We start from the raw sequence: 6,587 nt of genomic DNA on the forward strand, positions 1-6,587 counted from the left end.
GCCTAGTCGTGTTGGACACCGCGCGCGTCTCAGACGAGCGAACGATACAGATCAGCGGTCTTGACGCCGATAGCTTCCCAGGAGAAGTGTTCGCGTGCGCGCACGAGGCCCGCCTCGCCCATGCGGCGGCCCAGCTCGGGATCATCCAGGACGCGGACGAGACGGTCAGCCATGTCGCGCTCGAAAGTCTCCGGGTCGAGCGGAGTGCCCGTACCATCCTGCACCTGTTCGATGGGGACCAGGTAGCCGGTCTCGCCGTCGACAATGACGTCGGGGATACCACCGGTCGCGGTGCCAACGACGGGCAGGCCGAGCGCCATGGCCTCGAGGTTGACGATGCCGAGGGGTTCGTAAACCGACGGGGTGATGAAGACCTGAGCGGCGGAGAGGATTGCCGCGACCTCGGGCTGTGGGAGCATCTCGGAGATGAGCACGACGCCAGAGCGGGTGGCACGCAGCTCAGCAACCAGCCCCTCGACCTCAGCAGCGATCTCAGGGGTGTCCGGGGCACCGGCACACAGGACGAGCTGGACGTCATCGGGCAGCAAGCGGGCGGCACGCAGGAAGTAGGGCAGGCCCTTCTGGCGGGTGATGCGGCCGACGAAGACGACGGTGCGGCGGGTCGGGTCGATACCGTGCTCGGCCAGCACGCGAGCGCGCAGCTCGTCACCGGCCTCACCCTCGGGCGCATGCCACTTGTTCAGGTCAATACCATTGTGGATCACGTGCACGCGCTCGGGATCAACAGACGGGTAACAGCGCAGAATATCGTCGCGCATGCCGTTGGAGACGGCGACAATAGCGCTGGCAGCCTCGTAAGCGGTCTTCTCCACGTAGGAGGAGAGGCGGTAGCCGCCGCCGAGCTGCTCGGCCTTCCAGGGGCGCAGGGGCTCGAGGGAATGGGCGGAGATGACGTGTGGGATGTCGCCGAGGAGCGAGGCGACGTGGCCTGCGAAGTTGGCGTACCAGGTGTGGGAGTGCACCAGGTCCGACCCCTCGCACGCGGCAGCAATCTCAAGGTCAACGCCGAGGGTACGCAGCGCTGCGTTGGCACCCTCCAGCTGGGGCAGGTCCGAATGGCCAGTCACCCCCGGATCGGCTCCGTCGGTTCCGGGTTCACGAGGGCCATCGAAGGCCTGCACTCGCAGATCATCGACGAGGCCGCGCAGCACCTTGGCCAACTCGAGAACATGGACACCGGCTCCGCCGTAGACGTGGGGCGGGTATTCGCGGGTGAGCAGATCAACGCGCATGATGTGGTCCTTCCGACAGTGGCGACGCGTGTAACACATAGTATCCGAAATCACGGGGATCGAAATCGAAACGAGACGGTGTAGCAATCGATGCACATCTGTAATACAGTGTGACCACACCCACGGACCTGCGTCGATGCGGGTCTCACACGACCAACGAAGAGGTGCCGTATGGCAAAGAACCACGTTCTAGCTATTGTTCTTGCGGGCGGTGAGGGTAAGCGTCTGATGCCGCTGACAGCGGACCGCGCGAAGCCTGCCGTTCCGTTTGGAGGTCATTTCCGTCTGATCGATTTCGCGCTGTCGAATATCGTGAATTCCGGATACCTCAAGATCGTTGTACTGACTCAGTACAAGTCGCACTCTCTTGACCGCCACGTCACGAAGACCTGGTACACCTCTCCCCTGCTCGGCAACTTCATTGCCCCTGTTCCGGCCCAGCAGCGTCGCGGACCCCACTGGTACCTGGGCAGCGCGGACGCGATTTACCAGTCGCTCAACATCGTCGACGATGAGCAGCCCGAATACATCGTCATCATCGGCGCTGACAACATCTACCGTATGGACTTCTCGCAGATGGTCCAGCACCACATCGATTCGGGTCTGCCGGCCACGGTCGCAGGCATTCGTCAGCCGATCGAGCTCGCTCCCGCACTGGGTGTTATCGACGGTGAGGGTGGTGTCGTCAAGAACTTCCTGGAGAAGCCCCAGCACGCCGAAGGCCTGCCGGACGATCCCACGAAGGTCCTTGCCTCGATGGGCAACTACGTCTTCACCACGAAGGACCTGGTCCACGCGCTGCGTGAGGATGCTAAGGACCCCGATTCGAAGCACGACATGGGTGGCAACATCATTCCGTGGTTCGTGTCGCGCGGTGAGTGCGGCGTCTATGACTTCCAGGACAACGACGTGCCGGGTTCGACCGACCGCGACCGCGATTACTGGCGCGACGTTGGTACGCTGGACGCCTACTACGAGGCGAACATGGACCTGATCTCGGTGCACCCGGTGTTCAACCTGTACAACCGCGAGTGGCCGACGATGACGATGATCGACGGCTCGCTGCCTCCCGCGAAGTTCGTCTATGGCGATCAGGATCGACTGGGTCATGCAATCGACTCGTTTGTGTCCCCGGGTGTCATCGTCTCCGGTGGCGAGATCGTGCGCTCGATTGTCTCCCCGCACACCTACGTCCATTCGTGGGCTCATGTTGAGGACTCGGTCGTCATGCACGGCACGCGCATCGGTCGCCACTCGAAGGTCGTCAAGACGATTCTGGACAAGAATGTCGTCGTCGAGGAAGGTGCCGAAGTCGGCGTGGATCCCGCCCGCGACATCGAGCGCGGCTACACGGTCACCGAATCCGGTATCACGGTCGTTCCCAAGGGGACGGTCGTCACCAAGTGAGCATGACTCACCATCTCGATGAGCCGGGTGCCCCGCTGCTGTTTACCAGCGGGGCACCCGGCCTCGTTGTTACTGACGTTGATTCGACACTGATCACCCAAGAGGTCATCGAAGAGCTGGCCGAGGTCGCGGGCACACGGGAGCGTGTCGCTGAGATTACGTCTCGAGCGATGAATGGCGAACTCGATTTCGCTGAGTCGCTGCGTGAGCGAGTTGCGACACTACGCGGTGTTCCCGATTCTGTGTTCGGTGATGTTCTCGCGTCCATCACGCCCACGGAGGGCGCGCGCGAACTCATCGACGCCGTGCACGCCGCCGGTGGGCATTTCGGTGTCGTCTCGGGCGGGTTCGAAGAGGTGGTCGCTCCCCTCGCGGCCTCCCTCGGCATCGACTTCTACGCCGCGAACCGGCTGGAGGTCGAGGACGGCGTTCTCACGGGCCGCGTGCTGGGGCGTATCGTGACCTCCCAGGTCAAGGTCGAATGCCTACGTGAGTGGGCCTCGTCCCTGGGTGTGCCCATGGCGCGCACGGTCGCAATCGGAGACGGGGCGAACGACATCCCCATGATGGACGAGGCCGGGGTCGGGATCGCTTTTTGCGCGAAGCCCGCGGTACGTGAGCGGGTGTCGGTCCAGCTCAACGTACCTGACCTGTCGCTCGCGATCACTCCGCTGGGACTCTCCCGCGCCTAGGTCGCCTTAGGGTTCGCGGGTCTCGGTCAGCTCGATGAGCTGGCCGTCCCAGCCGTCTTTCCAGACGCGCGCAAACTCGAGGATCTGCGCGGGGTAGATTTCCCCGTCGATGGTTGCCGTGGCCTCGTCGATATCCCACCAGCGTTGCGTATCAATGACGGAACGTTCCAGCTCAGTCCACCCGTCCCGACTGAGAGTAGTTGAAGGGGCGTGCGCGATGAAGAACCACTCGTCTTGGCGAGCGGTAACGGCCAGGAAATCGAACTCGGCGGTCCGGTAGAGAACGGGACCGACCAGATCGGATGCTTCCAGGCGAATTCCGGTCTCTTCGAACACCTCGCGCACGGCGGCTGCGCGGGGGTCTTCCCCCTCCTCAATGCCACCACCGATCGTGAACCACCAGGCACGCTCGGGCTGATCCTCATCGTGTCCCATGGCCAGCAAGACACGTCCGTCGTCGTCAAAAAGGAGGACGCGGGCGGCCTCCCGATGGGGGTAGCCGTCCGCGTCCACAGGCCAGTCGAGTGCGCTCATGCCTCCAGCGTAGCGCGACGACGACGCACTCCCCAGACGAGGAGCGCGATCGCCACTGCTGTCACCGGCAACTCGATCGCACCGTAGGTGAGGTTCCACGAGTCCTCGGGCGCAAGGAAGCCCACTCCGTTCGCCTGCGCGTGCAGGAGCACGGCACCTACAAAACCACCACACACCGCAAGAATTTCGACGAACGCGTTTCTCGCGCGCAGGAGCGCCCAAGCCAGGAAGTAGGCGAAGACTCCGGTGTAGATCGCATGCCCAAAGCCACCCAGCACCCCACGGATCAGGAAGGCTTGCCCCAGTCCACCCGTGCCGTCTTCAAGCGCGCTCACGTAGTAGCCAATGTCTTCACCCCACGCGAAGCCGAGACCGACGAGTCCACCCAGAACAGCCCCCTGAGCGGGGTGCCGCAGAGCCCTGCGGGCTGCAAGGATCAACATGAGTGCACCGATACCCTTCGCGGTTTCCTCAATGAGTGGTCCGCTCACGACTGACGTCATGACATCCGTGGTCTCCCCGCCTAGCGACGTCGATTGAACGGCAGCGTCGGTCACGCCGTTGCCGATGCCGGCAATGATGAGCGCACCTCCAGTCCCCCACATGAATGCCGCAATCCACGACAGAACCGATGGAGCGAATCGCGCTAGCCACACGAAGAAGACGAGGCCGACGAACGCGCTCACGCACGAGGCACTCACAGCTAGCGCCGCCGTAGAGGTGGTGACACCATAAATCGCACCGATCACTTCGTGGGCCATCGTCGGGATCCCGACGATGATCAGGATGACCGAGCACACGGCGAGAGTCCGAGACGAGGCACGGACATGTTGAGCATTAGTCACGTATGTTTCCTTTCTGTCGGCGCAATCATGGCCACTCCTCCTGTGCATCCTCTGTGAGGAGCCGGTGAAGCGGCCATGATGCGGCACGTCAGAATCGTCGCATACCTGTGAGCTTCATGAAGATCTTGCGTTGTGAGGTTGCTTCCTTCGCGAGTTCTCTCGATTCTTCGATGCGCGCCTGCTCGGGACCACGATTCTTCATGACGACCTGGTGCAGGCCGAGTGTGGCGAGCGCGTACATGAACTGCTTCATTGCCTTCTTCGCCAACGGCCCACCGTTGGACGCCCAGGCCAGGGCGGCACGACGTGAGCGAGGATCGCACACCATCTGGATCTCACTGGGGACGATCCACCCCTGCGCCACGTAGGGCATGAGGCCCGCTGCGGCGTCGCGTCGTTCGCGCTTCATCGCCAGCGCGATGAACAGGAACCACAGGAGGAACAACGGGACGTGGATGAAGATGTAGAAGGTGTCGAACAGTTCATCGTCACCCCCAGACAGGACGGCAGTGCCGTTCCACGTCGCGTGCAGGAGCATACCCGTGAACCAGCCGAGGGCCACAGCTCCGCATCCGGCGGCAGCCGAGCGGGCGCGTGTGACCGCCCACCCCGTCGCCCACCCCATGCAGCTCGTGTACATGACGTGTCCGAAAACACCCATAACGACACGTTGGAAGAACGTCTGCCCGAGGTCACCGTCCGTCAAAACTGCTCTCACAAAGTAGGTAAAGTCCTCGACAACCAGGAATCCGCAGGCTGCAAAGCCAGCGTAGACGAGGCCATCGATGGCAGATGAAATGTGGGTACGACGAGCCCACACGATAACGAGAACGCCAAGACCCTTCAAAAGTTCTTCGACCACCGGCGCACCGACAACGACGGAGAAAATCATTCCTTGGACTTCGTCACCCGTTTGTTCAGTGACGGAATACTGAACATATTCATTTCCCATGATTCCGAAGAAAATGGACACACCGCCGCCCCACGCCAGCGCGGCAAGCTTCATCCCCAGGGGTTCAGGTTCGAAGCGGTCGATGAACAGAAGCACCGAGACGACGATAGCGAGAGGAACGATGCACAAGATAGCGATGAAGACCGTCACAATCGGGCCACTGGCCTGAAGGAAACCCAGCACACCGACGAGCATGAGCGCTGCTCCCGCACCAGCGACAACCGACTCAAAGATCGGCAGGGGTTTTTTCTTCGGCTTGGGCACCGACCACACCTGGGCGGTACGGGGCGCGAGCGTCGGATACTGGGCAGTCTTCGGCCCCGGCATCGAGGGGCCGGACTCGACAAAGGCCTGGAACCTGGGGCTGAATTGTCCCTCACCGGCAGCGCCCGTGGAGGGCGAAGAGACCGGGGTGTTCGATCCACTGCTCGGCGACGTGCGCGGCGTCGGGTTGGAGGGTGTCTCGGGGCCGGATTCCTTCGTCGCATCGGTGGCAGATTCCTGCGTTATTGTGGGTGCGGACGGGGTATTCGGAGCATCCTCGGGCCACTGCGGCCCTGTTTCGCCGAGAGGAATACTGCGATCCGTGTGTACGGAGGACGGGGCCTTCGTAGATTCATCTGCAGTGGTTGTCTGTGTGCCGACGGGAGATTCACGTGTCTGCCCCGGATGCTGCGGGAGAGGCTCCCCGAAGGGAAGACTCCGGGCGGCTCCCACAGGGGACGAGGCCGGGGCTTGGCCACCCGCAAAGGGGCCCTGCGGACCACCGACCGGACGCGGCCCCATACCCATCGGAGCCTGCGGACCACCAACCGGACGCTGCCCCATACCCATCGGGCCCTGCGGACCACCAACCGGACGCTGCCCCATACCCATCGGAGCCTGCGGACCACCAACCGGACGC

6 protein-coding genes are annotated in these 6,587 nt (G+C 62.9%); 2 read left to right on the plus strand and 4 right to left on the minus strand.

What is annotated here, in order from left to right; all coding sequences use genetic code 11:
- Positions 1 to 29 precede the first annotated feature (29 nt).
- A complete protein-coding gene (gene glgA, locus O3932_RS08595) occupies positions 30 to 1,253 on the minus strand; it encodes a glycogen synthase (protein ID WP_009648892.1) in 1,224 nt (407 codons plus the stop codon).
- A 171-nt stretch (positions 1,254 to 1,424) separates the two neighbouring features.
- Between glgA and O3932_RS08600 the strand changes: the two genes are divergently transcribed.
- A complete protein-coding gene (locus O3932_RS08600) occupies positions 1,425 to 2,660 on the plus strand; it encodes a glucose-1-phosphate adenylyltransferase (protein WP_009648848.1) in 1,236 nt (411 codons plus the stop codon).
- Between the two features lie 2 nt (positions 2,661 to 2,662).
- Positions 2,663 to 3,352, plus strand: coding sequence for a phosphoserine phosphatase SerB (gene serB, locus O3932_RS08605; protein WP_009648845.1), 690 nt, complete (start codon positions 2,663 to 2,665; stop codon positions 3,350 to 3,352).
- 6 nt (positions 3,353 to 3,358) lie between these two features.
- Here serB and O3932_RS08610 read toward each other — a convergent pair whose 3' ends face one another.
- The 3 genes from O3932_RS08610 to O3932_RS08620 form a co-directional block, all read right to left on the minus strand.
- The gene (locus tag O3932_RS08610) at positions 3,359 to 3,886 is read right to left on the minus strand and encodes an NUDIX hydrolase (protein ID WP_299240565.1); all 528 of its coding nucleotides are present in this window, start codon (positions 3,884 to 3,886) and stop codon (positions 3,359 to 3,361) included.
- Positions 3,883 to 4,731, minus strand: coding sequence for a PrsW family intramembrane metalloprotease (locus O3932_RS08615; protein WP_371537727.1), 849 nt, complete (start codon positions 4,729 to 4,731; stop codon positions 3,883 to 3,885). Before O3932_RS08615 ends, O3932_RS08610 begins: the two co-directional genes overlap by 4 nt.
- A gap of 88 nt (positions 4,732 to 4,819) precedes the next feature.
- A partial coding sequence (locus O3932_RS08620; protein ID WP_371537729.1) for a PrsW family glutamic-type intramembrane protease occupies positions 4,820 to 6,587 on the minus strand: 1,768 nt, incomplete at its 5' end.

The organism is Pauljensenia sp. 20925_1_25 (assembly GCF_041433955.1).
Lineage (GTDB): Bacteria > Actinomycetota > Actinomycetes > Actinomycetales > Actinomycetaceae > Pauljensenia.

Coding starts and splice junctions, on each gene's coding strand:
- O3932_RS08600 (WP_009648848.1), top strand. CDS start 1,425: ATGGCAAAGAACCACGTTCTAGCTATTGTTCTTGCGGGCGGTGAGGGT.
- glgA (WP_009648892.1), bottom strand. CDS start 1,253: ATGCGCGTTGATCTGCTCACCCGCGAATACCCGCCCCACGTCTACGGC.
- serB (WP_009648845.1), top strand. CDS start 2,663: ATGACTCACCATCTCGATGAGCCGGGTGCCCCGCTGCTGTTTACCAGC.
- O3932_RS08610 (WP_299240565.1), bottom strand. CDS start 3,886: ATGAGCGCACTCGACTGGCCTGTGGACGCGGACGGCTACCCCCATCGG.